Below are 23963 nucleotides of genomic sequence, written 5' to 3'. Positions count from 1 at the left end.
CGGACAACTAGAAAGTTTGATAATAGTTGTCCGTTTTCTTATATACAAAATTGCTTTTCCAAAGAATGATAAGGGGGATTTGGATGGAGAATTTAGTAGAATGGTTAGTAGGGCAAGTGTGGAGTATCGGTTTAGTTGTTTTTGCATTAGGGGCAGGCGTATATTTCACGATTGCAACACGTTTTTTGCAAATTCGTTATTTTAAAGAGATGATTAAACTATTATTTGAAGGAAAGAGTTCAGAGACGGGAATATCATCTTTTCAGGCATTTTGTTTAGCCTTATCAGGAAGAGTTGGAATTGGTAATATCGCAGGGGTAGCGACAGCGATCGCTTTCGGCGGGCCTGGAGCTGTATTTTGGATGTGGGTAATGGCTTTGTTAGGGGCAGCGAGTGCGTTTGTTGAATCAACATTATCTCAAGTATACAAAAGTAAAGTAGGGAATGAATATCGCGGCGGTACTCCATATTTCATTGAGAAAGGTTTAAAAATGAAATGGTTTGCAGTCATTGTAGCGGTAGTTGTAACACTTTCATATGGCATGTTATTACCAGGTATTCAATCTAGTAGTATCGCAGTTGGATTCGAAAACTCTAATGGTATTAACAAATATATAACTGGTATATTTTTAGTCGTGTTACTAGCGGCAATTATTTTTGGTGGTGTAAAGAGAATTGCTGGCGTTTCTCAAATGCTTGTTCCATTTATGGCAATTGGTTATGTAATTGTTACATGTATCATATTAATTGCGAATGTAACGGAGATTCCAAGTATGTTTGCTTTAATTTTCTCTAGCGCATTTGGTGTAAATGAAATGTTTGGTGGAATTGTTGGTGCAGCTATTGCATGGGGTGTAAAACGTGCTGTATTTTCAAACGTTGCTGGTGTCGGAGAAGCGACGTATAGTTCGGCTGCTGCTGAAGTATCGCATCCTGCAAAACAAGGATTAGTTCAAGCGTTTTCCGTATATATCGATACAATTGTTGTATGTACAGCGACAGCTCTTATGATATTAATTACAGGTATGTATAATGTTATACCTGAAGGGAAAAGCGCTATTGTAAAAAACATAGGAAATGTGGAAGCAGGTCCAATTTATACGCAACAAGCAGTTGAAACTGTGATGACAGGGTTTGGTCCAATATTTATTTCAATTGCAATTTTCTTTTTTGCATTTACAACGTTACTCGCTTATTACTATATCGCTGAAACTACACTTACTTATTTAGATCGTCAATTGAAGTATGGCTGGTTAAAACCAGTTTTAAAATTTGGATTTTTAATTATGGTTTACATCGGTAGTGTTGAATCAGCGTCGCTTTTATGGAATCTCGGAGATTTAGGAATCGGTAGTATGGCATGGTTAAACTTAATCGCGATTCTATTATTAAGTAAAATCGCATTAAAAGTGTTAAAAGACTATGAAACGCAGAAAAAAGAAGGGAAAGATCCAGTATTTAATCCTAAAAATGTGGGGATTGAAGGATTAACATTTTGGGAAGAAAGAAGTAAAGAGGTTGAAAGAAAAAGTTCTAGAGAAAAAGTTATTGTAGATGATAATTTAAAATTATAACGTAAATTAACTGAAAATTCTTAATTTAAAAGAAGGTATATTGCCTCCATTTCATCGCATACTACAATAGGTATGGATAATATGACTGGAGGGAATAAGATGGAACATGAGCAAGATAGTTCGATAAATGATATTCTACATCATTATAAAGAAGGTATAGGTAGTTTTACAAATCAAATTCCTGAAATCGCTGAGACATATAATGCGTTCACGCAAGCTTGTTTTCAAGAGGGTGCTTTAACAAAAAGAGAAAAACAACTTATTGCATTAGGAATTAGTTTAGCAACGCAAGATGAGTATTGTACAATTTATCATACAAAAGGTTGTCTTGATCAAGGATGTTCGGATAAAGAGATTCTGGAAGCATGTGGTGTTTCAGCAGCATTTGCTGGCGGAGCTGCGATGAGTCAAGCGGTAACTTTAGTGCAAGAGTGTTTAACAGAACTGAAAAATCAAAAGCATTGAATAAAAAACGTTTTAAACTTTATGTTTAAAACGTTTTTTATGTGAAATTAAATTTGAGTATAAAAATTATCTAGGATGGGTTCAATTTTTATCGTTTTCAATTTGTATTCAATTTAATGTTCTATATCTTCATAAATAGATTTTCCTACATCAGGAAGAATTGTGTATATACTCTTACCGATTAAAGCTTCTAATTCTTTCTTAATCGCATAAAACCCTTTCCAATGTAAAGATGTATGAGATGTTGTACCATGACGCAAACCAACGGAAATTAATCTTCTTTCCAGCGTAGTAAAGCCATCTGCGTCAGCAAGAGCGTCACAAAGAGTAATTACTTTATTATATAAGTCGTAGTTACTATGTTCATTCAATATTGCAACTAACCGGCTTTTCATATGGTCAGGAACGAGACTCCATTCCGCTGCGATATCTATATGTTCATTTTTACAGGGAAATGAGTGTGTCACACAAATAATGGCGTTTCCTGTATATCCTAAATCATTCATATACATATAACCATCATAGGAATGAATGACCGATTTGGTAAAACCTTTGTATCTTCCGATATCATGCAAAAGGGCAGCGTTATATGCTATGTCAGAATCTAGCTTGTACCCTTTTTTTATAAGTTCTATAATTATGTTTTCAGTTGCATGAGCAACATGTAGTGAATGTTCAAACCAAGGGCCCGGGTTTTGTTCATATGCCCATTCGAGTAATTCTTTTGCGTACGTTCTATCTAATATATATTTCATATCGTTATCCTTTCAAAAAAAATCATATCTTAATATAAATTCATCTTATTATTTCATTATTCCTTCTTTAAAAATTGTTACAATGAAACAAAAGGGGGAAAAGTAATGCGAAATTTAGTAATTGAAGAAATTAAGAAACTAGAAAATGATATGGAAGAACTTTCGAAACTTTTGAAAATGGTTGTAAATGATGGGGCATCAATTGGTTTTTTGCCTCCACTGGAACAAAAAGACGCAACAAAGTATTGGCAAACAGTATTAGCGCCAGAAGTGATATTGTATGTGGCTAAAATAAACAACGAAGTAGCAGGGAGTATTCAATTACAATTAGTTACAAAGCCTAACGGAATTCATAGAGCCGAGATTTGTAAATTAATGACTCATCCAAACTTTAGACGTAACGGTATTGGACGATCGCTTATGCAAAAAGCAGAGGAACGAGCAAAGCAAGAAAACAGGTCTCTTTTAGTATTAGATACTAGAGAAGGAGATCCTTCCAATAAATTGTATAAATCACTAGACTACCAAGAAGTTGGAACAATACCAGGGTATGCAATTTCTCCGAATGGAAAGTTAGATGCTACGGTTATTTATTATAAAAACATTTAAGGTATAATCAAACGGGGAGAGTGCTTAATTATTAGTAAGTGAATAATAAACGACTATTTTTAACACAGTCTATATTTTTCTGACGGTGTTAAAATAGTTAATTATAATCTAATTAACGCACTAAATGAATTTGAGAAAGTTTTTAGAGGGTTCTTTTAGTAATGATTCTCGTCTTATAATAAATGTAGAGAAGATGACTAGGCGACTATAGTTATTTTCGCTTTATTATTGGAAGGGGATGAAAGAATGAAAAAGAATAGTTTACAAAAGATGAAGAAAGTTATTTTAAGTGGTGGCGTATTACTTACGGGATTATTAACATTTGGATTTTCAGAAAAGGCTTCAGCTCATGGATATGTAGAATCACCAGCGAGCCGATCTTATTTATGTAAGCAAGGGGTAAATGTAAATTGTGGACCGATTCAATATGAACCACAAAGTGTAGAAGGGATAGGTGGATTTCCGCAACTCGGACCTTCTGATGGACAAATTGCAGGGGCTGGTCATTTTCCCGCTTTAGATGTTCAAACTGTAGATAGGTGGAAGAAAGTTACGTTAAATGGCGGAACGAATACATTCAAGTGGAAACTAACGGCTCCTCATAGTACAAAAGAGTGGAAATATTATATTACGAAAAAAGGTTGGAATCCAAATAAACCTTTAACGCGATCAGATTTAGATTTAGTGCCATTCTATGTGAAAAATGACGGTGGAGCTAGACCAGGGACAACAGTAACGCACGAAGCAAATGTACCAACTGACCGTAGTGGATACCATCTTATTTTAGCTGTTTGGGAAATTGCAGACACTGGAAATGCGTTTTATCAAGTTATAGATGTAAACCTTGTGAATAATGGCTTAGCTTCAAATTTCGCTTTTAACAACGTAGTGCAAACTCCTACACTATTTTAATTGAAACATATATTTCGATCATCTAATTCATTTTAGATGATTTTTTTTATGAAAATGATGAAAAATATAGAAGAAAGTGCAATTATTTATAAAAAAATATGTTTTAAATATTGTCATATTTGCTTCTTTAAGATATCCTTTTCATGAAGAGGTGGAAAACATGGAAAAAGTACTAGTTTTCGGGCATAAAAACCCAGATACAGATGCAATTTGTTCTGCAATTGCTTATGCAGAATTGAAAAAAGAATTAGGAATGAATGCTGAGCCTGTACGTTTAGGCGAAATCAGCGGTGAAACTCAATTTGCGTTAGACTATTTTAAAGTAGAAGGACCGCGTTTTGTTGAGACAGTAGCAAGCGAAGTGGACAACGTTATTTTAGTTGACCATAACGAGCGTCAACAAAGTGCTAACGATATCGAATCAGTTCGTGTGTTAGAAGTTATTGACCATCACCGTATTGCTAACTTTGAAACAAGCGATCCTATATACTATCGTTGTGAGCCAGTTGGATGTACAGCTACAATCTTAAACAAAATGTACAAAGAAAATGGCGTTACAATTCGTAAAGAAGTTGCAGGTTTAATGTTATCTGCAATTATTTCAGATTCTTTACTATTCAAATCTCCAACTTGCACAGAACAAGACGTAGCAGCTGCTCGTGAATTAGCGGAAATCGCTGGTGTAGATGCTGATAGCTACGGCTTAGAAATGTTAAAAGCTGGTGCTGACTTAAGCGGAAAAACAATGGAGCAATTAATCTCTCTTGACGCTAAAGAATTCCAAATGGGTAATGCGAAAGTTGAAATCGCACAAGTAAACGCTGTTGATACAAACGACGTTCTTGTACACCAAGCGGAACTTGAAAAAGTAATCTCTGCAGTAGTAGAAGAGAAAGGTTTAGACCTATTCTTATTCGTTGTAACTGATATCTTAACTAACGATTCTGTCGGTCTTGCGATCGGTAAAGCAGCAAACGTTGTTGAGAAAGCATACAACGTATCACTAGAAAACAACACAGCTACTTTAAAAGGTGTTGTATCTCGTAAAAAACAAATCGTACCAGTATTAACAGAAGCATTCCAAGCTTAATTTTATTGAGTACACAAAAACAGCAAGGACAAGTAGTCAGATTGGCTACTTGTCCTTTTTTATCTCTAAAAAACAGAAAATTAAAAACGGGAGGTTTGTGTATGTTGAATGATTTGGAGAGTAAATTACAGTCACTTTTAGAGCGAAATATTACGTCGGTTTCAGAATTAGAGAGCTGGCTTTCGGAGGAGCTGCGTTTAAACGCAGAAATAGAAGAAGAGTTAACGATCAATTTAATCGCTATGTATAGAGATACAAAAGATAGTAATATACGTGATATACATATGTATAACCAAAATGAAATTCAGCCACTTTTAAAAAGATACAATGCAAAATTTGACCAGAAATTTAGAGATTGTCCGTTTTCTGATTTATTAGATGAGCAGAAATATGGATTTATGAAAAAAGCAAGATTTGTGAAGAGTGAAATGTTTAATGAAAAGAACATAGCGCTTTCCGTTAAAGAGCAAGAACTTATTACGAAATATAGAGAAATAATGTCTAACATATCTATTAATTGGGAAGGCGAGCAAAAGACGTATGCATACGTAAAAGCAAGGATAGATAACCCAAATAGAGCTATTCGTGAAAAAGCTTGGTACGCTTTATGCGAAGCAAGAAGTATAGTAAAAATAGAAATAGATTGTATTATGAAGGAACTCGTACAATTGCGGAATCAGATGGCTTTAAATGCAGGGTTTAATAATTATAGTGAGTATGCCTTTAAACAAAAAAATAGAGATTACAGTATTGAAGATTGTTATAAGTTTCATGAGTCGATAGAAAAGTGTGTTGTACCAATTTGGAAACAGTTGGGAAGTCTTTTTAAAAAGAATCTTGATGTAAAAACGTATCGTCCTTGGGATCTTGCTCCTTGTAATTTGCAAAAATCTTCATTTGAAAATTACATTGATTTATTGGATGGGGTTGAAGAAATGTTTCGGAAGACAGATTCATGTTTTCATGAGGAATTTACTCATATAAGGGAAGCGGGATTAATTGACGTACAAGAACGGAAAAATAAAGCCTCAGGAGCTGCTTGCTTTACCTTACCTCATAGTAAAGACGTTTTTATTTATTCTAATTTTAGTCCTTCATTTTATGCAATTCATGCATTAATACATGAATTGGGGCATGCATTACATTTTTATAAACAATTTAACAATGAAAGTAGTATGCAGGAAAGATATCTGCGCGAAGAAGTGGCTGAGCTTTATTCACTCAGTCTTGAGTTATTAGTAATGGATAAGTTGAATGTTTTTTATAAGCAAGAGGATGAATATAAAGAAGTGCAGCGCGTACAATTATATCGTGCTCTGTCTTTATTAATGTCGTCAATTGCAGGAGATATATTCCAGCATTGGCTTTATGCAAATCCAAACCATACACCAGAAGAGCGTGATAAGAAATATGCCGAACTATGCAAAAGGTATCAATATTCATCAGTCGACATTGCAGGATTAGAAGGTGAAATCGGTGCAAGCTGGATAGAGTCATTTCACTATGTTCAGTTTCCTTTTTATAAAATTGAATACGCAATTGCACAAATAGGAGCGATGCAACTGTTTCAAATATATCGAGAGGACCCAGAAAAAGCGATTGCTTTCTTTAAAGAGGGAGCGAGTGCAGATTGGAATTTATCTATACAGGAAATATATAAAAATACAGGTGTTGCGTTTGACTTTTCGGAAGAAAGGATACAAAGTACTGCAAGGGCTATTTTAGATTTGATTAACGAATTAAAATAAGGATAGCGTTAGCTATCCTTATTATTGTTTATTCGTAAGATTTTTTCTTGTTTATATAAAATGTGATTATCGCAGTAATGAAGAAAATAGGTATCGCATACACTTGCCCAACAAATAACTTCCAGCCGACATAATTGTAGCCTTCAGATGCTGGGATGATAACGGAAATAACGCAAACGATAAAATAGACTAATAGTGCAGGGATAATATTTTTCATTTTTACGAACCTCCTTTTTAATTTTTATCCTTACATCATAATATTACAATTTATTTTTATTATTTTGAAGAAAAAAGAAAAATTTTTATGGTATTATAATATTTGCATTGAGAGTGATCCATAGTACTTATATGGTAAAATGTGTAATTGAAACTTTCAGAATTATTATATAGTATTTCGAGAGAAAAATGTACAAAATAATGGATTTTATTTATTGAAGTAAAGGGAGTAGAAATATATATGAAAAGGCTATGTATAATTCCATGTGGAAAAAAGAAAATTTGGGATAAGCATTCAAACTACGGACCGATGGAAGCAAAAGATGTATATATTAGTCCGTTCGGAAAAGCATGTCAGGCGTACGCATCCATGTTTTTTGAAAACTGGGTTATATTATCAGCGAAACATGGATTTTTAAGGCCAAATGATATTGTATTAAAAAACTATGATCTTGCATTTGATTCAAAAAGCGATGAGGTAATAAGTATAGAGAAATTACAAAAACAGATGGTAGATAAAAGTTTACTACAGTTTGACGAAATCGTCTTACTAGCAGGGAAGAAGCATAAAAAAGTAGTGACAAAGTTATATCCAGAAGAAATGATTACATATCCGCTAGAGGGGTGTAAAGGAATTGGGTATATGTTGCAGAGGTTAAAAGAGGCAGTGAAGGAGGAGGCGGAAATATAGGTATAGTTTCGGTCACCATAATCTTAAACTTTATTTAGGGAACTAAAACGTAAAATAGAGTTTTTAAGTATCGCCAAAAAGGTGATGCTTTTTTGTTCGTGTTACCATTCAAGTTAATACAATTTAGAGAATAAAGAATCCGATTTGTGAAGTGACATCTCTTTTTTAATCGAAAACGAATTGCCTTCACTTTTAGAAAATGTATGACGTATTGGTGCAGTTAAGATTGTAAGTGGGAATAGCAATGAGACAAGTTTTGAATAGGATATTAAGAAAGGAGATGTTGATGAATAATGGCCAGATATAGTTTGCACGGAGGACACAATAGTATTGTTCAAGGTGCTAATTTTGGGAATCGGAGAGAACACGTTCTGGATAGGCAAGTTAAAGATGCTGTGGCGGCTAAGTTAAGAGCCTTGGGACACACGGTTTATGATGATACGGACGAGGTAGGGACAACTCAATCACAAAATTTAAATAATATTATTCGTAAAAGCAATTCCCATGCTGTGGATTTAGTTATTTCTTTTCATCTTAATGCGAGCAATGGAAATGGACAGGGTGTTGAGGTTCTGTATTATGATCAGAAAGACTTGGCGGCTAAAATCTCAGCTCAACTAGCAAAAGATATTGGATGGCGTGATCGAGGTGCGAAACAGCGTACAGATTTAGCGGTATTAAATGGGACGAAAGCACCTGCTATTCTTATAGAATTAGGATTTATTGACAATGAATCCGACATGGCAAAATGGAATGTTGATAAAATCGCTAATTCTATTGTATTTGCTCTTACAGGACAAACTGGAGGAGGTGCAGTGGATTTGCTCAAAGTAAAAACTGGCGGTGTAGCATTTAGTAATTTACAAGCTTTGGCTCAAGCGATGGTTGATGCGGGTATTGATGGACAAATTGTCGTTCAGAAAGATGGCATTGGTTATGCTATAACGAATGGTTACCCGGCTGGAAATATCGATAAATTTACAGCTTGGTTAGATTCACGTAAGTGGTACTATGAGTATGTGAGATAAGACTAATTATTATATAATCTTCTAACTCTACTTATGATATGGAGAAAATAGACTAATATACAAGCCTTTGTATACTTTCAAACATAGAATATGATGAATTCTATTTAGGAGGAAGTATATTCATGAGGAATACTTGTCATTGTGGGCATTCCCGAAATTGTAATAAATTTTGGGATGATTTAATGTTTGGTAGATGTAGATGTAGATGTAAATGCAGAGATTTTCACGAATGTTGTTGCAAAGAGAAACCGAAATGTGAGTGTGAAAAATGTCATTGTAAAACAAAACCGAAATGCCATTGTAGGGATGAAGAGGAAGGGGATTAATAATAAAAAAGAGTACGATACGTACTCTTTTTTTGGGGGGAATTATAATCCATCTTGAATAGATTTCTTTACAATTACCCATGTGTCTTTCTTTTTAACCGTTATAGCTACATTAGTTCCATTAGATTCCTTATAAAAGATATATCCATTGTTTGAGTTTACATATGTTACTGGTTCGCCTATGCAATCTCGCGAGCAGGATTTGTTGACCAGTTCAATTAGGGATAGTTCGCTTGGATCGGTTTTACTTGCTTCTATAACAGCATCAAGGCTTGTTTTTCGATAACCTTGCAAGTTTATATGAAAAAGCTGCTCTATTTCTCCTGTAATGCTAGTGTTCATTACTTCTACTGAATTCTTTTTTTCTTGAAGAAATCCTTTTTCATAAAGTAATTTTGTATAGCCAATCCATGCTATTAACACTAGCATGAAAAACATACCCGTCAGTTTAAGTATTCGAAGTCGTTTGCTTATAATTGTTTCTGAGTATTTCATTCAGTCTAATCCTCCAATGTTTTTAATTTAAAATATGCTTGGATACATACTTTTAGAAGAGGATGAAAGTTAATGAGTTTTCAATAAAAAAGAAAACATCTAGAGTTAGATGCTTTCTTTTTTTTGTATTTTTCGCTATCTGTTCGTTACTTGTTTCATAAGTGGTCTTATTTCTTTAACTGGTGGTTTCTTATCATAGGCATCAACGTAAGAAAAGTAGTAGTTTAAGTTTCTTAGAAGACCTTTTCCTATTTTTGCACTTAAGAAAGGAAATACTTGTCCGGTATAATCATCGAGAGATTTACAGTAATATTTTTCATCTAAATATATACTGTATTTACATGTTAGTTCTACTAAAGGATTCCCTTCATCATCAAATACTTCTTTAGAATCAATAATATCTATTAGTGCAAATTTTTCATTTAAGTAAACTTTCTTTTTTTTCTCGTGTTTATTTGTAAGTATAAAAACGAGACCAATCGCGTTAATCAAACTATTTCCTCCTATAAAAAACGGATATTAATAAAATATATCGATATAAGCTAAATGTAAAGAGGAGAGGTGAAATATCATGGAGAGAAAACTAAATAAGCCGATTTATGTTTGGAAATCGACTTATTTTTATTAAGTATTACTTAGTAGTAATACCTACTCTGATTAAAGTTTTACTTTATTGAAATACTTGCGGGAATTGTTTTACGATTGCGTTTGTTATCATGTCGGCCATTTCTAATGCTTCTTTTTCAATTTTATCGTAAAGTTTTACTCCTGCTTCATAATCTTTATTTAGGAATGCCAGTGCTTCTGCCTTAGTTAGTGCTAAATGTTCATAAAACATTTTTCTAAATTCTTCTTTATCTATATATGGGTTGATACTGTTAAGAAATTGAGTAATTTCATCACCATTAGCGTACCATTTTTTCTCTATAGCGGCCGCTGCATTTTGATCACCAGCTTTTGCGGCTTTAACAAGATCCGCTGCAATTACTAAGTGATCTTTAATTAATGCACTATATTTTTTCACTGCATCCTCACCGTAAAATGGTTCAAGTGATAGACCCATATGTGTTGCGTTTTGTAGAAGCCGTCCAACAGTAACGTTAACATCTGGTAAATTAAATACAATACTTATAATAGCCAATCTCGTCCAAGCGACGTGTTGTTCCCATAAAGAACGCATATACCCTTTTAAAAAATTCTCGTTTTTACTAATTCGGTAGTTACGTACGGATAAATCATAGTTTACATAAGGATTATGGTAGGGGGAGTAATACGATTGCCAATAAGAATACATAAATAGTAACACTCCTTTGAACATGTATAACTCAAAGTATGATAAATATTTATTTTTAGTTACGTGTCCTAGATTATTTTTAGGGAATTTGAAATGGAGAAATTCAACGAATGATGTTGTGGTATATATGAATAAAATGAATATAAAGTAAAAGAGAGTCTGCAAGGGAAGTTGCAGACCCTCAAAAGGGTATTGCCGAGATGTCGGACTCGACTACGTAATGTTATCATAAAATTCTTTTGAAAAAACCTGGTAAATGTGTCCAAATGAAATTGGTACCGTCATAAAGTCAAAGGGACCTGCTTCCCGCGGCAGGCCCCATTAACTAGATAATGTCGATGAGCAAAAACTCATCTGGAGTACTTTTATAGTAACAAGTAAAATGTGTTTTGTGTATTGAGAAAGAAGAATTGCATAATTATATGTGAACAATTTAAATCCCAACGATTTATGATTATCATTAATTGTTGGGATTTAAATATAGTTATAAAATGGAGAAAAGCCTTGGAAGTGGGATTGAAGTGCACAGAAGTATGTAATCATGAAAAAGACTTGCTAATATAAGCAGGTCAATTTAAGGGGTTTATCCAACAGATTATTATATATGGTAACAACTGAATTGTAGTAAGTCTATACGTTTAATATTGAGAAAACTTCTGTGAATGATACATTTTTTGCGCATATATTAACGTCTAAAAAGTTGAGAAAGAAAATGTAAAAGCTTTTTATAAGAGAATAATGGCTGGTACTTATAGTATGATTCATATTTCCACGCATCATTATTAGAGAATTGGAGTTGTGTTGTTTTCTTTTTTGTTGTGATGGAACTCATATTACGATGTTTCATATAGAAACCTCCTGAATTTATATGTATACGATTAGTAGTATTCAAGAAAGGGAAATAAAATGAATATTTAAATTGAAACTCTTCCTTCATGTGTACTGGATTTACGTTATAAATGTTGTAAAACATATAAAACACGGATGCTAATTCATATTAAATATAGAATAATGAAAAAACAATAAGCATTTATTCATCCCTTTCAAGTCGTATAAGTGATTGATATAATAGAAGTAGATGAAAGATAAAGAAAAGCAGGTGACTCTTTTTTGTTTACTAAAGCACAAGAACTTTTAGCGTCCTACTTTGGTTATTCTTCGTTTCGAAGAGGACAAGATGAAACAATTAAAAATGTACTAGATGGGAAAGATACAGTTTGTATTATGCCAACAGGTGGCGGTAAGTCGATTTGTTATCAAATTCCGGCATTAGTATTTGAAGGAACGACGTTGGTTATATCCCCTTTAATATCACTTATGAAGGATCAAGTAGATACATTGGTACAGAATGGCATTTCAGCTACATATATTAATAGTTCTATTTCTATTGCTGAAGCAAATCAGCGAATTCAATTAGCGAAACAAGGACATTACAAGTTACTTTATGTGGCGCCTGAGCGTCTTGATTCGATGGAGTTTGTTGACCAACTTATCGATATGAAAATCCCTATGATTGCGATTGATGAAGCACACTGTATTTCACAGTGGGGACATGATTTCCGTCCAAGTTATTTACATATACATCGCATTTTAGATTATCTTCCAGAAAAACCGCTCGTATTAGCATTAACAGCAACAGCAACACCGCAAGTACGTGAAGATATTTGTAACACACTTGAAATTAATCAAGAAAATACAATTATGACAACGTTTGAGCGAGAGAACTTATCGTTTTCTGTTATTAAAGGACAAGATCGAAATACATATTTGGCGGATTATATTCGTCAAAATCAAAAGGAATCTGGGATTATATATGCAGCTACTAGAAAAGTAGTCGATCAGTTATATGAAGATTTAATGAAGGCAGGAGTTTCTGTATCAAAATATCATGCTGGTATGAGTGATAGTGATCGAAATGAGCAACAAGAACTCTTTTTACGAGATGAAGTAAGTGTAATGGTAGCAACATCTGCATTCGGGATGGGTATTGATAAATCGAATATTCGTTACGTAATTCATTATCAGCTTCCAAAAAATATGGAAAGTTACTATCAAGAAGCGGGACGTGCTGGTCGTGATGGATTAGATAGTACATGTATATTGTTATATTCTTCTCAAGATGTACAAGTACAGCGGTTTTTAATTGATCAATCAACTGGAGAATCACGTTTTTCAAATGAACTTGAAAAATTGCAAAATATGACCGATTACTGTCATACTGAACAATGTTTACAATCATTCATTTTGCAATACTTTGGAGAAGAACCGAAAGAAGATTGTGGACGCTGTGGTAATTGTACAGACAATCGCGAGAGCATCGATGTGACAAGGGAATCACAAATGGTTTTATCATGCATGATTAGAACGAACCAACGCTTTGGAAAGCAAATGATAGCGCAAGTATTAACGGGGTCGAAAAATAAGAAAGTTATTGAATTTAATTTTCATACTTTACCAACGTATGGGCTTTTATCGAACCGTAGTGTAAAAGAGGTCAGTGAGTTTATTGAGTTTTTAATTTCAGATGAGTTAATTGCAGTTGAACATGGCACTTATCCGACGTTAAAAGTAACAGAAAAAGGGAAAGAAGTATTACTTGGTAAAGAGAATGTTTTACGAAAAGAACGAGTAGAGACAAGACAAATTGTTCAAGACCATCCTTTATTTGAAGTGCTTCGTGAAGTACGTAAAGAAATTGCACAAGGAGAAGGTGTACCTCCGTTCGTTATTTTCTCTGACCAAACATTGAAAGATATGTGCGTGAAAATGCCGCAAAGTGATTCCGAATTGTTGACGGTAAAAGGTATCGGAGAACACAAACTTGTGAAATATGGCTCGCACTTCTTACAAGCAGTTCAGCATTTTATTGAAGAAAATCCAAATTATGCTGAAACGATTAAGACAGAAGTAGTTTCAGAGCGTAAAAAGTCAGGAAAAGCGTCCGCAAATTCTCATTTAGAAACGTATGAAATGTATAAACAAGGTATTGATTTGAATGAGATTGCAAAAGAACGCAACTTATCAAGACAAACAATCGAAAACCATTTAATTCGCTGCTACGAGGATGGAATGGAAGTAGAGTGGCAAAGTTTTGTTCCATCAGAGTATGAATCTCTTATTGAAACTGCCGTTCAAAATGCAGAGGGTGGTCTGAAATCTATTAAAGAACAGCTTCCGAATGAAGTGAGTTACTTTATGATTCGTGCTTATTTACAAATAAGAAAGTAGAGACATATAAAGGGGATAAGAATTTATGTATCATGTTTTCGTTTATGGCACGTTAAGAAGAGGACAAACGAATGCTCATTATATGCTAGGTGCAACATGCATTGCAGACAGAGCTTGGACATATGGAAAATTATTTGATACGAACGAAGGATATCCGGCCATGACTTATTCGATTGAAGAAAAGGTGTATGGAGAAGTTTATGTAGTAAATGATGAGATATTGTGTAAGTTAGATGAACTAGAAGAATATACAGGTAATGCGGAGACTGATTTATATGATCGAATCACGCAAACAGTATATGTTGCTGATAGGGAAATTGAGGCATATGTGTATATCGCTCAAGATAAAAAGATGATATTGAAAGTTATTGATTCTGGTGACTGGATGGAGTATCAAAAAGAAAAATAAGAGTAGCTAAAGAGTAGATAGTGGAATAATCCATTATCTATTTTTTATACTTTCACTTTCAAAATTCTTATTATTTTGATAAATTGTAAGTGTAGGGAAATCAAAAGGAGGATTTTTCATGGGGATTAGAAATTTAGTTTCTCACCTGTAACAGAAAAATAATTTGCAGGAGGAGAATAATAATGAACGAATTAAATGTAAAAGAATTTTATAAAAAACAATTTGAACTAATGAGCTATGATATAAATAATGAAAATTGGTTACAGGAAGTTGCTAAAGAAGTGCAAGAACAAGTTGGATATCCAATTCAGACGATGTTAGAACTAGGAGCTGGAAATGGCGGATTTGCAAGGGCGATGTCTAATTTGAATGTAAAAATGACTACTGTTGAGCTTGTACCGGAGTTAGCTATGTTTGCAAAAGAACATTCTACTAATGACATTGAGGTTCATTGCGCCGATTTTTATAAAATTAACTTTAAAGAAAAGTTTGATGTTGTTATTTATTTAGACGGATTTGGTGTAGGAACAGATGAGGAACAATTATTTTTATTAAAGCGTATAAATAACTGGTTGAAAGATGATGGATGTGCACTTATTGATATTTATCAACCGTTATATTGGGAAAAAGCCAATGGACAAGAAATGCCGATAGGTTCTGCAATACGAAAGTATGAATATGATAGTGAAAATGCAAGAATGCTAGACCATTGGTGGGAAATAGATTCTTCAAATGATATCGTGACACAATCTTTACGCTGCTATGCTGTAGATGAGATTAGTAATTTATGTGCCGAGGCTCATTTAAGTATAGTTGGGATTTTCCCAGGAGGAGCGTATGATTTTGAAGCTGGGAAATATGAAGAGCAATCATCTTTAAATGAATGTTTATCATATCGAGTAAAAGTGAAAAAGAGTAGGGATTAAATCCTTACTCTTTTTACTTTTATTGTGTGAATAATTGTCGTTCTCTTTTTATTCTTATAGTTCTTAGTACGATTCCAATTCCGAGAAATAAAACAGTAGCAGCGACCCCGCTAATAGGATTTAACCAAAAATCACTACTGTTTGTAAGAGTAATAATCCCTGTTATTGTGACTAAAACAGTAGGAACAGCATCCTCGATCGCATGCATGATAACGCATGGCCAGACGGATTTTGTAAGTCTATATATTTCAACATACATAATTGACCAACAAACCATAAGGATACAGCCAGATAAAAGCATATTTAATCTTGAGATAGATTCAAAATATTCATTTGGCAAAAAGACTATATAATATGCAGCATGCCAAAGTGCCCAAATTAAACCAGAAATAATATAAATGTACCAATCGTTTAGATTTAGTTCAATCAACTTTGGAGTTAAATAACCACGCCAAGAAAACTCTTCAAAAATATTTTTAATAAAGTTACCAATAGTAGACATGACTATGAGTGACAATAACGTGGATATATCAAAACTAGCAATATGAGCTACTCCAAAAATGAGCGATATGCTTATCGTTATTACTGTAACGAATGGATAAATAAGTAGTGCAGTGAAATACCATATAAAGTTTCCTTTCAAATTTGGCTTGATGCCAAAATCATTCCAATCTCGGCTAATAACTCTAAGTAAAATGCTTACGAGGAAAGGTAATATTAGCCATAACCCCATACCTAAAGTATTTCCTTCAGGTTGATTTGTTAGAAGAGAATCTAGAAATACCCCAATCCATCCACTGGCCAAAACAGTTAATACAAAAATAAGTAAATATAACTTTAGTGATTTCTTTTTCGCGAATTTCATTTGAATAGACTCCTTTACTTTTATTTAGCCTACTATTTGTGGGCAGTAAAACCCCCTTATAAAATTTTCACTTTATGTATCTTTGATTTTTACATTGTTTGTCAATATATAAATTAAATAGGTCACAAATAGAAAGAGGTATCTTTTGTATGCATCACTATACTATATGTGTAGTGATGTGATTTAGATGTTGTATATATCTTTAAAATTAGAAAGATAAAAAGTAAGTTTTTTCGGAAAATTTAATTGGAAACTATTGACTTTACGATTGAATTTTTAATACAATGGTATTTCGACTGAAAAATTAGAACGGACAGGAGGGAATCGTCGAAATGAGCAACATATTTGAAGATGAGTTACAAAAAATGAAGGATACTTTACATACGATGGATGAGCAATTGGATAAGCTTGAAAAAATCCCAGTTTATTATGGAGAAGATTTTAAAGAGCAAATTCTTGAAAGTATGAGAGAGTCTAATAGACAAAATTTACGTATTGGTGTGCAAGAGCCGTACTTTGGAAGGTTAGATTTTCAGGAAAATGGTAAAGAAGCAGTTATGCCGATTTATATTGGAAAAGTAGGGGTTTCGGATATGGACACGATGAAACCAATCATTATTGATTGGAGAGCACCTGTCGCAAGTATGTTTTATTCATTTACCGGTGGAGAAGAATTAGCATTTTATCAATCACCAGATGGGTTAGTAGAAGGTGATGTGTATTTAAAACGAAACATTTCCATTCGAAAAAGAGAACTTGAACGTGTTGTTGATACATATGTAAAAGGAAATGAAGATGTATCGCATGCCGATGATTTTCTTCTATATCGATTAGGTGAGAATAAAGATAATAAGCTAAAGGATATTGTTTCAACGATTCAATCGGAACAAAATGATATTATTCGTGCGGAAAGAAACTTGCCATTATTAATTCAAGGGGTTGCAGGGAGCGGAAAGACAACAATCGCTTTACATCGCCTTGCTTTTTTAATTTATGAATATCGTGAACAACTAGAAGCAGAAAGAATGATCGTATTTGCGCCGAATAGTCTGTTTTTAGACTATATTTCGAGTGTACTTCCTGAATTAGGTGTAGGGAATATTAGTCAAACAACGTTTCCAGATTGGGCATTACGTACGTTAGAGGGTTCAGTGAAACTAAAGCAGACAGAAGAAAAATTGAAAGAAGCCTTTTCAATTAATCGCGATGAAAGAAAGCTTATGATCGGTAAATTAAAAGGTACGCTAGAATTTAAGGCGTTTATAGAAGAAAGAATGACTCAATTTGAAAATGATTTAGTGCCAACAAAAGATTTTGAGGCATGGGATAAAGCTGTTATTCCAGTGGAAGACGTTAAAAAATGGATGCAAGTGGAATATAAACATTATCCATTAAAGAAGAGAAGAGAACGTTTAGTCGGCCGTATGAAACGTTGGATTGAAATTGAACTTAAAAAGTATGGAGAAACAAACGAGAAAAAGTTACTAAAAAAAGAAGCAACAAAGAGATTGAACACCTATATGAATTTTTGGCCAAAAATGAGCCCACTTTCACTATACAGTTCAATGTTGAAAAGCAAAGAAATACTCGAAGTATTACCTGAAGAACTTGTTCAAGAAACAGAAAAGAGTTGTCGTAAAAAAGAAGTGTATGTAGAAGATTTACCAGCTTTAATATACATACATCATCGTATAACAGGGATTGAAATCGGACAGAAGTTTCATCACGTTGTTATTGATGAAGCGCAAGATTTTTCGCCTTTCCAAGTTTATGTATTAAAAGAAATTACATTAGGTAATTCTTTCACTATATTAGGTGATTTATCGCAAGCGATTTATGATTACCAAGGAATTGAAGATTGGAATGCTTTTAAGGAAGTATTCCAAGAAACCGGTTATTATGAATTGACAAGAAGTTATCGTTCTACAAAAGAAATTATTGAATTTGCAAATGAAATAATTAAAAATGCAGAAATCCCAGTAGGACTCGCAACACCAGTCTTCCGCAGTGGAGAAGATGTGAAAGTAATTCATGCAGAAAATCAATTTACTGAAATTGTGAAGACGGTAAAACATTTGCAAAATGCAGATGTGAAAACAATTGCGGTAATCGGAAGAACAGAAGATGAATGCCGTGATATATATGTGAAATTAACAAATGCAGGATTAACGGTCAACGTAATTGAAGCAAACCAAAGTAAATATGAAGGTGGTATATCAGTAGTACCTGTCTATTTAGCGAAAGGTTTAGAATTTGATGCGGTGCTTTTAATTGATGTGGATGAAGAACATTACAAAAACACAAAACATGATGCAAAATTACTATATGTCGGATGTACGAGATCACTTCATGACTTATGGATTTTCCATAGTGGGGAAGCGTCACCTTTAATTAAAGGATTAAAATAAAGTGGAACTATAATCAGTGGGGAGTTTTACTGCAAGCTAATGTGGGATAAATATAAAAAGAGGATTTTCTAGTACAGTATGAAGATCCTCTTTTTTATATTAAAATGGTAGACGAATTAATGACTTGAGCTGTTGTTTAAATGATATACGATGCTTTTTCTAATTCCTTAGTTTGTTCTTTTTCCCATGTACGAACAGCATCTACTGGAGTTTGTGTATGTTTTAACCAATCTAGAATAAGGTGTAGTTGTTCTTGTATTTGACCAATGTTTTGCTCCTTTATGTTCTTATTCTGAATTCTATTAATTAATTGAAGCATATAGGAAAGTTTTTCTATACATTCGCTTAAATCTCCGCAATAACCTGAAGGGAATTCATGTGTACCAAATTCTAAAGTATGGATGTAATTAGAAACTAGGTATATCATAGTTTCTTGTTCGGTATCACCACCTAATTCAATCGCTTTTCGAAGGAATTTTTCTAAATCGTCATCTTTATTGCTAGAGTCCATATAAATTCCTATCCATCTAAAAGGTCTTGAATCAAATGGGTTGTTTTCTGTCCATCTATATAGAATGTCTATTAGAAAACTATTTAGTGCGAAAGTTAAGACCTCATCTTTTTCGTTTAATGCATCTAAAATAGTAAACAGTGAAATGGCAAACTCTTCTTGATCTTTTGATTCCCATTTCTTTGCATTTGAAATAAATGTCTCTAAATGTTTATAAGCTAATTTTCGAAGTCCCGCTTCGCGATGCTGACAGTAACAAATAAAATCATGCCAATGCTCATTTGTATTCATATGTATAATAATAGTTTGTAATGTAGTGAGAGGTTTATCCATTATAAGTCCCCAATCTATTAAGAACGTGTTGAAAATTTAGTGTTATTATATCATTACATAAATTAAAAAGGGAGAGTTACTATGATTACAAAAGTAATTACGAAAAGTAATTGGGAAATCGCAAAAATAATTGGAAAAATTAATGAAGATTCCCTTATAGAAGAGGGATTTATTCATTGTTCATTAGTAGATCAAGCTTTAAGAGTTGCAGAAAAATATTTCAAGCATGAAGAAGATGTTTTATTACTTACAATTGATCCAGCCCTATTAAAAGCAGAAGTAAAATATGAACTTGCTTCAAACGGTCAAGAATATCCGCATGTTTACGGAGTAATTAATATTGAGGCGATTGTAGAGGTTGTTCCATTTTCTAAAGAAAACGGGGAATTTATATTACTTAAATCAGTTCGACTTTAGTAATAGGCGATGGAGTTCGCTATAATTGCTATATATAGCTAATGAATCCTATTGATAAACGAGATTTTTTGTTTATCAGTAGGATTTTTAATTTTATTCGAACAGACTTAAAAAGAGCACATTTGAATTGTGCTCTTTAAGAGAAAAGTGAATTAGGGTTTTTACTTCTAGATAATGTATGAGTGATTCATCATAATGTGACGATGAATCACAAAAGAGCAGTTAGAGTGGGAAGAATTTAAGATGGATTTTATTGGTCACGGGATCCAATCGATTGGTAATGAAGCAGTTCTAACAGGACTCATTATAGACTTTGAAGATGAAACGTAAAAAAAATTATTATGTTTATCTGAATGTTGAGGGAATACAAGAGTTTTATTTATCTAATTTTTAGAAAACATAGACTATAATATTAATAAATGGTATAATTTCCTTGTTATTGGAATTAAAATGAAAATATTAGAAGAAAAAGGATTGGGTTGGTTTTAATGGGGGATTCTGATCACAAAGAAACAAAGGCAATATTAAAGTTATGGTTTATTTATATACCACTTGCATTTGGAGAGTTTGTCTTTTCGAATATCATAGGTTATTTAAAAAAATAAAGATTTTGCATTTGAAAAACAATTAACCTAATTTAATTGTTTTTTTATTTTACTTTAATAAACCAAATAAAAATAGAGATTTTGAACAAGATGAAGTTTATGAAGGAAATAACGTTGATTAGGTGCTGAAAACAGTGTGAAATCAACAGTGCCTAAAGAATAAAACAGGAATCATTCAACCATGGTAATTTTCCGTTTTATTAGCTTCCTATAGTGATATGTTATGGTCACATCATATGTGTACGATACTTGTAACTTAATATAGCATTACTGGAATTTCAAAATTAGTAGTTAAGGTTGCTACCTTTTAGAGTGTTATAGATATATATAACTTAGCTAAAAAAGCACAAATCATATAATTTGCGCTTTTCATTATCTGTTTTTGGTAAAAAAAGCACAGTTTTTGTCACACTAATACTGTACGATACATAGTATAAAACACATACTGTATGACATATAGTAATGGAAATGAGGTGAGTGAATGGATACTTTATTAAACTCGTTAATTACTGAGTTAAGAAGAGGGACATTAACGTTAGCTGTTTTAAGTCAATTAAGAACGCCGCAGTACGGATATTCACTTGTCCAGTTATTGGAGCAATCAGGGATTACAATTGATCAAAGTACTTTATATCCGCTACTTCGCCGATTAGAAAAGCAGGAGTTAGTGACGAGTAGTTGGGATAAAACAGAGAGTAGACCTCGTAAGTATTATGTTTTAAGTGAATATGGATTAGAGATATTTTTACAATTGAAAAAGCAGTGGGTAAAGGATTCGAAAGAACTTTATAACTTATTAAAGGAGGAGGACGAAAATGAGTTTGATTGATATGTATGTCCATGAAGTTGCGAAGAGATTGCCTGAACAAAATCGTGAAGATATTACACTTGAACTACGGTCAACAATAGAGGATATGTTACCAGACGATTATAATGAGGAAGATGTGAAGAGTGTACTCGAAAAATTGGGAAGTCCAGTTTCATTGGCTAATGGTTATTTGGATAGACCGATGCATTTAATTGGACCACGTTATTTTGATGTATATACGACCTTGTTAAAAATGATTATACCAATCGCAGCAATCATTGCACTCATATCAATGGTTGCAGAAAATTTTATAGGATATAGTGGTGATCAAGCGGTATTAAATGTTATTTTACAATTGATAGGTAAAGGTATTGGGGAAATTTTTGAAGTGGGTCTTCATGTATTTTTCTGGTTGACACTTGTGTTTGCTATTTTAGAAAGAACTGATAAAGAAAAGGATCCACACCCATTAACAACAAGCTTAAAAAAATGGACACCAGATGACTTGAAAAATGTTTCGTATATCCCGAAGAAAAAGGCGATTTCAAAGTTTGAAGTTTTTGGAGGTTTAATGTGGACAGCAATATGGGCTACACTTTACTTTTATGCGAATCATCTTGTAGGCGTATATCATGGTACAGAAAACGGATTGAAGTTTGTCGCGCCAACGTTTAATCAAGATGTTTTGCTGCAGTACTGGCCAATCGTTGTAATTATGATCGTTTTTGAAATAGGTATATCCCTTTATAAATTAGTACAAGGAAAATGGACGCAAAGATTGGCGATTGGAAATGCTATTCTTCAAGTAGTCGGAACAATCATATTCATTGTAATTGTAGTAAATCCACATTTATTAAACGAAGGATTCATTACGTATTTGGCAAATGTATTTACTACTTCCCCAGAGGAGTTTAAAACGTGGCTCATTGGGGGAGGAATTTTCTTTTATATGTTATCTGCTGCAATAAATATATTTGATGGTTTCCGAAAAGCTAGTATTCGTATGTAGATAAAAAACGGAAATTTCGATAAAATAAAACTATTAAGAAAATAGTGAAATAAGATGAACATGATGAAAGGAAGAAAATAATGATAAGGGAAGCAACGAAAAGAGATTTAGCATACATTTTAGATATTTATAACGATGCGATACTTTATACAACAGCTGTATATGCGTATAAACCTGTAACCCTTGAAAATAGAATAGATTGGTATGAACAAAAAAAGGCTGAAGGGTATCCCATTTTCGTATATGAATTAGATAATAAAGTAGTAGGGTTTGCAACATTCGGCCCATTTAGAGCGTGGCCTGCTTATAAATATTCAGTTGAACATTCTGTGTATGTAGATAAGGCATATAGAAAAAATGGCATTGGGTCTTCATTAATGAAAGAATTAATCAAAATTGCGAAGGAAAGAGAGTATATGACCTTAATTGCTGGAATTGATGCAGAGAATGAAAAAAGTATTGCCTTGCATCAAAACTATGGATTTGCTCATGCAGGGACAATAAAAAAAGCTGGTTATAAGTTTAATAAATGGCTAGATTTAGCTTTTTATCAATTGGAGCTTAACGGGCCTGAAAATCCTATAGAAGAATAAATGTTTTTCGGTAGCAAGAAAAAATTCATGCTACCTTTTTCTTATTTTAATAGCTGATATGATCTGCTGAAAAGGTTTTTTATATTCGATATTGAATTTATTGGTATAATAGGAATGTTTAACGAATTTCCGTTTCTTTATGTTATTGGGGGAAAAGATTTACCTAGTCGACGTGAAAATAAAGAGGTAGATGAAGCTTTTGCAGTAGCTTTGAAATACATATACAAAGAATATAGTGAAAGCATGCTAGGAGTGAGCAATTGAAAAGAAACTTAAAGACTTCAACAATCATTATTTTAATTATAACGATTATTGCTCTTGAAGTTGGAATCGCACTATATGATCACAATTTATCATTAGATACAATTTACTTTGCAGCGATCCTTATTTGTATTGTATTGCTTTTTGGCACACGTGTTTCTGAAGAGAAAGAAAGTACATCGAAACGAGGACGAAGAAAAATAGCTGTAATATTTTGGCCATCTATTTTATTGTCTATCGCTTGTTTTGCAGTTATAAGTTACATAAGGGTAGGCTATGTCTCTGTACCAGGGATAATTGGCTTTTCATGCTTTGTTACATATGGTGGATTCGTATGTATTAGTATTTTAAAGAGAAAAAATAAAATGTAGCTTACTAAGATGAAAG

At 33.2% G+C, this 23963-nt stretch carries 24 protein-coding genes, 2 pseudogenes and 1 riboswitch; of the genes and pseudogenes, 19 read left to right on the top strand and 7 right to left on the bottom strand.

Annotated features, from left to right (window positions below; translation table 11 throughout):
- The first annotated feature begins 83 nt into the window (after nucleotides 1–83).
- Together IBT51_RS12445 and IBT51_RS12440 are read left to right on the top strand one after the other, a co-directional pair.
- Complete coding sequence (locus IBT51_RS12445; protein WP_006920613.1) at nucleotides 84–1574, top strand: alanine/glycine:cation symporter family protein; 1491 nt, start codon at nucleotides 84–86, stop codon at nucleotides 1572–1574.
- A 72-nt stretch (nucleotides 1575–1646) separates the two neighbouring features.
- Nucleotides 1647–2039, top strand: coding sequence for a carboxymuconolactone decarboxylase family protein (locus IBT51_RS12440; RefSeq protein WP_171840949.1), 393 nt, complete (start codon nucleotides 1647–1649; stop codon nucleotides 2037–2039).
- 113 nt (nucleotides 2040–2152) lie between these two features.
- Here IBT51_RS12440 and IBT51_RS12435 read toward each other — a convergent pair whose 3' ends face one another.
- Entirely contained in the window at nucleotides 2153–2794 is a 642-nt protein-coding gene (locus tag IBT51_RS12435; protein WP_200458265.1) for an HD domain-containing protein, read from the bottom strand.
- Between the two features lie 105 nt (nucleotides 2795–2899).
- Between IBT51_RS12435 and IBT51_RS12430 the strand changes: the two genes are divergently transcribed.
- From IBT51_RS12430 to IBT51_RS12415, 4 genes are all read left to right on the top strand, one after another.
- On the top strand, nucleotides 2900–3403 hold the full coding sequence (locus IBT51_RS12430; protein WP_001245255.1) for a GNAT family N-acetyltransferase: 504 nt from the start codon (nucleotides 2900–2902) through the stop codon (nucleotides 3401–3403).
- Nucleotides 3404–3649: 246 nt separating this feature from the next.
- Nucleotides 3650–4315 carry a lytic polysaccharide monooxygenase gene (locus IBT51_RS12425; protein WP_016081274.1) on the top strand — a complete coding sequence of 222 codons (666 nt, stop codon included), beginning with the start codon at nucleotides 3650–3652 and terminating at the stop codon, nucleotides 4313–4315.
- Nucleotides 4316–4475: 160 nt separating this feature from the next.
- Complete coding sequence (ppaC, locus tag IBT51_RS12420) at nucleotides 4476–5405, top strand: manganese-dependent inorganic pyrophosphatase (protein WP_000416871.1); 930 nt, start codon at nucleotides 4476–4478, stop codon at nucleotides 5403–5405.
- A gap of 101 nt (nucleotides 5406–5506) precedes the next feature.
- The gene (locus IBT51_RS12415; protein WP_200458266.1) at nucleotides 5507–7153 is read left to right on the top strand and encodes a M3 family oligoendopeptidase; all 1647 of its coding nucleotides are present in this window, start codon (nucleotides 5507–5509) and stop codon (nucleotides 7151–7153) included.
- Between the two features lie 28 nt (nucleotides 7154–7181).
- Here the strand turns inward: IBT51_RS12415 and IBT51_RS12410 are convergent, their stop codons facing one another.
- Nucleotides 7182–7370, bottom strand: a complete 189-nt coding sequence (locus IBT51_RS12410) for a DUF4017 family protein (RefSeq protein ID WP_000789485.1) — start codon at nucleotides 7368–7370, stop codon at nucleotides 7182–7184.
- A gap of 240 nt (nucleotides 7371–7610) precedes the next feature.
- Here IBT51_RS12410 and IBT51_RS12405 point away from each other — a divergent pair, with 240 nt between their 5' ends.
- From IBT51_RS12405 to IBT51_RS12395, 3 genes are all read left to right on the top strand, one after another.
- Nucleotides 7611–8060, top strand: a complete 450-nt coding sequence (locus IBT51_RS12405) for a DUF6884 domain-containing protein (RefSeq protein ID WP_000824876.1) — start codon at nucleotides 7611–7613, stop codon at nucleotides 8058–8060.
- Between the two features lie 293 nt (nucleotides 8061–8353).
- Nucleotides 8354–9088, top strand: coding sequence for an N-acetylmuramoyl-L-alanine amidase (locus IBT51_RS12400; protein ID WP_000135300.1), 735 nt, complete (start codon nucleotides 8354–8356; stop codon nucleotides 9086–9088).
- 186 nt (nucleotides 9089–9274) lie between these two features.
- Nucleotides 9275–9472: a hypothetical protein gene (locus IBT51_RS12395; protein WP_200458267.1), complete on the top strand. Its 198-nt coding sequence runs from the start codon at nucleotides 9275–9277 to the stop codon at nucleotides 9470–9472.
- Here IBT51_RS12395 and IBT51_RS12390 read toward each other — a convergent pair.
- From IBT51_RS12390 to IBT51_RS12380, 3 genes are all read right to left on the bottom strand, one after another.
- Nucleotides 9457–9909: a hypothetical protein gene (locus IBT51_RS12390; RefSeq protein ID WP_069355751.1), complete on the bottom strand. Its 453-nt coding sequence runs from the start codon at nucleotides 9907–9909 to the stop codon at nucleotides 9457–9459. The genes IBT51_RS12395 and IBT51_RS12390 overlap by 16 nt on opposite strands.
- A 135-nt stretch (nucleotides 9910–10044) precedes the next feature.
- A complete protein-coding gene (locus IBT51_RS12385) occupies nucleotides 10045–10401 on the bottom strand; it encodes a hypothetical protein (protein ID WP_000606231.1) in 357 nt (118 codons plus the stop codon).
- A gap of 178 nt (nucleotides 10402–10579) precedes the next feature.
- A complete protein-coding gene (locus tag IBT51_RS12380) occupies nucleotides 10580–11203 on the bottom strand; it encodes a hypothetical protein (RefSeq protein ID WP_000287723.1) in 624 nt (207 codons plus the stop codon).
- Nucleotides 11204–12313: 1110 nt separating this feature from the next.
- Here IBT51_RS12380 and recQ point away from each other — a divergent pair.
- From recQ to IBT51_RS12365, 3 genes are all read left to right on the top strand, one after another.
- Nucleotides 12314–14431, top strand: a complete 2118-nt coding sequence (gene recQ, locus IBT51_RS12375) for a DNA helicase RecQ (protein ID WP_161114671.1) — start codon at nucleotides 12314–12316, stop codon at nucleotides 14429–14431.
- A 25-nt stretch (nucleotides 14432–14456) separates the two neighbouring features.
- On the top strand, nucleotides 14457–14840 hold the full coding sequence (locus tag IBT51_RS12370; protein WP_000274900.1) for a gamma-glutamylcyclotransferase family protein: 384 nt from the start codon (nucleotides 14457–14459) through the stop codon (nucleotides 14838–14840).
- 182 nt (nucleotides 14841–15022) lie between these two features.
- On the top strand, nucleotides 15023–15766 hold the full coding sequence (locus IBT51_RS12365; protein ID WP_088023663.1) for a class I SAM-dependent methyltransferase: 744 nt from the start codon (nucleotides 15023–15025) through the stop codon (nucleotides 15764–15766).
- Nucleotides 15767–15785: 19 nt separating this feature from the next.
- On the opposite strand, the gene IBT51_RS12360 is transcribed toward IBT51_RS12365, so the two are convergent.
- Nucleotides 15786–16631, bottom strand: coding sequence for a CPBP family glutamic-type intramembrane protease (locus tag IBT51_RS12360; RefSeq protein ID WP_197242570.1), 846 nt, complete (start codon nucleotides 16629–16631; stop codon nucleotides 15786–15788).
- Nucleotides 16632–16963: 332 nt separating this feature from the next.
- Between IBT51_RS12360 and IBT51_RS12355 the strand changes: the two genes are divergently transcribed.
- Nucleotides 16964–19039 (top strand): HelD family protein, encoded by a 2076-nt coding sequence (locus tag IBT51_RS12355; protein ID WP_161114672.1) that lies wholly within the window; start codon nucleotides 16964–16966, stop codon nucleotides 19037–19039.
- A gap of 116 nt (nucleotides 19040–19155) precedes the next feature.
- Here IBT51_RS12355 and IBT51_RS12350 read toward each other — a convergent pair.
- Nucleotides 19156–19883, bottom strand: a pseudogene (locus IBT51_RS12350) (hypothetical protein).
- 81 nt (nucleotides 19884–19964) lie between these two features.
- On the opposite strand from IBT51_RS12350, the gene IBT51_RS12345 reads away from it, so the two are divergent.
- From IBT51_RS12345 to IBT51_RS12325, 6 genes and pseudogenes are all read left to right on the top strand, one after another.
- The gene (locus IBT51_RS12345) at nucleotides 19965–20300 is read left to right on the top strand and encodes a DUF952 domain-containing protein (RefSeq protein ID WP_069355744.1); all 336 of its coding nucleotides are present in this window, start codon (nucleotides 19965–19967) and stop codon (nucleotides 20298–20300) included.
- Nucleotides 20297–20358, top strand: a riboswitch (Fluoride riboswitch). Its footprint overlaps the gene before it by 4 nt.
- Before the next feature lie 1028 nt (nucleotides 20359–21386).
- The gene (locus IBT51_RS12340; RefSeq protein WP_000380296.1) at nucleotides 21387–21734 is read left to right on the top strand and encodes a PadR family transcriptional regulator; all 348 of its coding nucleotides are present in this window, start codon (nucleotides 21387–21389) and stop codon (nucleotides 21732–21734) included.
- On the top strand, nucleotides 21721–22722 hold the full coding sequence (locus IBT51_RS12335; RefSeq protein WP_200458268.1) for an HAAS signaling domain-containing protein: 1002 nt from the start codon (nucleotides 21721–21723) through the stop codon (nucleotides 22720–22722). The genes IBT51_RS12340 and IBT51_RS12335 overlap by 14 nt, the downstream gene beginning before the upstream one ends.
- A gap of 80 nt (nucleotides 22723–22802) precedes the next feature.
- Entirely contained in the window at nucleotides 22803–23315 is a 513-nt protein-coding gene (locus IBT51_RS12330; RefSeq protein ID WP_097966357.1) for a GNAT family N-acetyltransferase, read from the top strand.
- Between the two features lie 99 nt (nucleotides 23316–23414).
- Nucleotides 23415–23579 (top strand): annotated as a pseudogene (locus IBT51_RS27390) (serine hydrolase); the annotation flags it as partial.
- Nucleotides 23576–23947 (top strand): hypothetical protein, encoded by a 372-nt coding sequence (locus tag IBT51_RS12325; protein ID WP_023522174.1) that lies wholly within the window; start codon nucleotides 23576–23578, stop codon nucleotides 23945–23947. The pseudogene IBT51_RS27390 and the gene IBT51_RS12325, both read left to right, overlap by 4 nt.
- The last annotated feature ends 16 nt before the right edge of the window (nucleotides 23948–23963 follow it).

The sequence above is a fragment of the Bacillus sp. S71 genome (assembly GCF_016625265.1).
In the GTDB taxonomy this organism is placed as follows: domain Bacteria; phylum Bacillota; class Bacilli; order Bacillales; family Bacillaceae_G; genus Bacillus_A; species Bacillus_A cereus.
This window is presented reverse-complemented; position numbering and strand designations above follow the sequence as displayed.

Excerpts from the sequence above, each read along its gene's own strand:
- IBT51_RS12445 (WP_006920613.1), top strand. The coding sequence starts at position 84 with ATGGAGAATTTAGTAGAATGGTTAGTAGGGCAAGTGTGGAGTATCGGT.
- IBT51_RS12440 (WP_171840949.1), top strand. The coding sequence starts at position 1,647 with ATGGATAATATGACTGGAGGGAATAAGATGGAACATGAGCAAGATAGT.
- IBT51_RS12435 (WP_200458265.1), bottom strand. The coding sequence starts at position 2,794 with ATGAAATATATATTAGATAGAACGTACGCAAAAGAATTACTCGAATGG.
- IBT51_RS12430 (WP_001245255.1), top strand. The coding sequence starts at position 2,900 with ATGCGAAATTTAGTAATTGAAGAAATTAAGAAACTAGAAAATGATATG.
- IBT51_RS12425 (WP_016081274.1), top strand. The coding sequence starts at position 3,650 with ATGAAAAAGAATAGTTTACAAAAGATGAAGAAAGTTATTTTAAGTGGT.
- ppaC (WP_000416871.1), top strand. The coding sequence starts at position 4,476 with ATGGAAAAAGTACTAGTTTTCGGGCATAAAAACCCAGATACAGATGCA.
- IBT51_RS12415 (WP_200458266.1), top strand. The coding sequence starts at position 5,507 with ATGTTGAATGATTTGGAGAGTAAATTACAGTCACTTTTAGAGCGAAAT.
- IBT51_RS12410 (WP_000789485.1), bottom strand. The coding sequence starts at position 7,370 with ATGAAAAATATTATCCCTGCACTATTAGTCTATTTTATCGTTTGCGTT.
- IBT51_RS12405 (WP_000824876.1), top strand. The coding sequence starts at position 7,611 with ATGAAAAGGCTATGTATAATTCCATGTGGAAAAAAGAAAATTTGGGAT.
- IBT51_RS12400 (WP_000135300.1), top strand. The coding sequence starts at position 8,354 with ATGGCCAGATATAGTTTGCACGGAGGACACAATAGTATTGTTCAAGGT.
- IBT51_RS12390 (WP_069355751.1), bottom strand. The coding sequence starts at position 9,909 with ATGAAATACTCAGAAACAATTATAAGCAAACGACTTCGAATACTTAAA.
- IBT51_RS12380 (WP_000287723.1), bottom strand. The coding sequence starts at position 11,203 with ATGTATTCTTATTGGCAATCGTATTACTCCCCCTACCATAATCCTTAT.
- IBT51_RS12370 (WP_000274900.1), top strand. The coding sequence starts at position 14,457 with ATGTATCATGTTTTCGTTTATGGCACGTTAAGAAGAGGACAAACGAAT.
- IBT51_RS12365 (WP_088023663.1), top strand. The coding sequence starts at position 15,023 with ATGAACGAATTAAATGTAAAAGAATTTTATAAAAAACAATTTGAACTA.
- IBT51_RS12360 (WP_197242570.1), bottom strand. The coding sequence starts at position 16,631 with ATGAAATTCGCGAAAAAGAAATCACTAAAGTTATATTTACTTATTTTT.
- IBT51_RS12355 (WP_161114672.1), top strand. The coding sequence starts at position 16,964 with ATGAGCAACATATTTGAAGATGAGTTACAAAAAATGAAGGATACTTTA.
- IBT51_RS12345 (WP_069355744.1), top strand. The coding sequence starts at position 19,965 with ATGATTACAAAAGTAATTACGAAAAGTAATTGGGAAATCGCAAAAATA.
- IBT51_RS12340 (WP_000380296.1), top strand. The coding sequence starts at position 21,387 with ATGGATACTTTATTAAACTCGTTAATTACTGAGTTAAGAAGAGGGACA.
- IBT51_RS12335 (WP_200458268.1), top strand. The coding sequence starts at position 21,721 with ATGAGTTTGATTGATATGTATGTCCATGAAGTTGCGAAGAGATTGCCT.
- IBT51_RS12330 (WP_097966357.1), top strand. The coding sequence starts at position 22,803 with ATGATAAGGGAAGCAACGAAAAGAGATTTAGCATACATTTTAGATATT.